Genomic DNA, 1,270 nt, shown 5'->3' on the forward strand with positions numbered 1-1,270 from the left:
GTGACGGGGAGACTCTTCGCTGCACGGCGGTCGGGACGCTCGGCGACCTCGTCGCCCGTATCCGCGACCCCGAATCCCGCACCCCCGCCGCCCAGCCCGCCGCTCTGAACGCCACACTGCGCGACTATCAAAAGCGGGGCCTGGCCTGGCTGGCCGAAATGTGCGAGCTCGGTCTCGGTGGCTGTCTCGCCGACGACATGGGCCTGGGCAAGACCATCACCCTGCTCGCCCTGCACCTGCACCGCCAGACCGCCCCCGCCACCGCGGGCCCAACGCTCGTCGTCTGCCCTGCCTCGCTGCTCGGCAACTGGCAGCGCGAGGCAACCCGGTTCGCGCCGGCCACGCCGGTGCGCCGGTACCACGGGGGCGACCGCCACCTCGACGACCTGACCCAAGACGAGATCGTCCTGGTCACCTACGGAGTACTGCGCCGCGACCGCGCAGTACTGGCCGAGAACGCCTGGTCGCTGATCGCCGCCGACGAGGCCCAACACGTCAAGAACCCCTACGCCGTCACCGCCCGCGAGCTGCGCGCCCTGCCCGCCCGCGCCCGCGTCGCCCTCACCGGCACTCCGGTGGAGAACAACCTCTCCGAACTGTGGGCGCTCCTGGACTGGACCACACCCGGACTCCTCGGCCCGCTCACCGTCTTCCGCGACCGCCACGCCCGCGCGATCGAGACGGGGGAGGACCCGCAGGCCGCCGAACGACTGTCCCGTCTGGTCCGCCCGTTCCTGCTGCGCCGCAGAAAGTCCGACCCGGGCATCGCCCCCGAACTGCCCGCCAAGACCGAGACCGACCGTGTCGTACCGCTCACCGCCGAACAGGCAAGCCTGTACGAGGCGGTGGTCCGCGAAACCATGGCGAAGATCGCGGAAGTTGAAGGCATCGCCCGACGCGGCCTGGTCCTCAAGCTCCTCACCTCGCTGAAGCAGATCTGCAACCACCCCGCCCATTACCTGAAGGAGCACAGCCTGCGCCAGTCCACCCCTCTGCACGGCCGCTCCGGCAAATTGGCACTGCTCGACGAACTGGTCGACACCATCACCGCCGAAGGCGAGTCGGTGCTGGTCTTCACCCAGTACAAGCAGATGGCGACCCTGCTGGAGAGGCACCTCGCGGAACGAGGAGTCGCGACGCTCTTCCTGCATGGCGCCACACCCGTCACCGCACGCGAGGAGATGGTGGACCGCTTCCAGCGCGGCGACGTGCCGGTGTTCCTGCTCTCCCTGAAGGCCGCGGGCACCGGCCTCAACCTCACCCGCGCCAC

1 protein-coding gene is annotated in these 1,270 nt (G+C 70.0%); it reads left to right on the forward strand.

Features of this window, described 5'->3' with window-relative positions:
- The coding region (locus ACWEBX_RS40935; protein ID WP_451889752.1) for a DEAD/DEAH box helicase at nt 1–1,270 on the forward strand (1,270 nt) is incomplete at both ends.

The sequence above is a fragment of the Streptomyces sp. NPDC005070 genome (genome assembly GCF_053600395.1).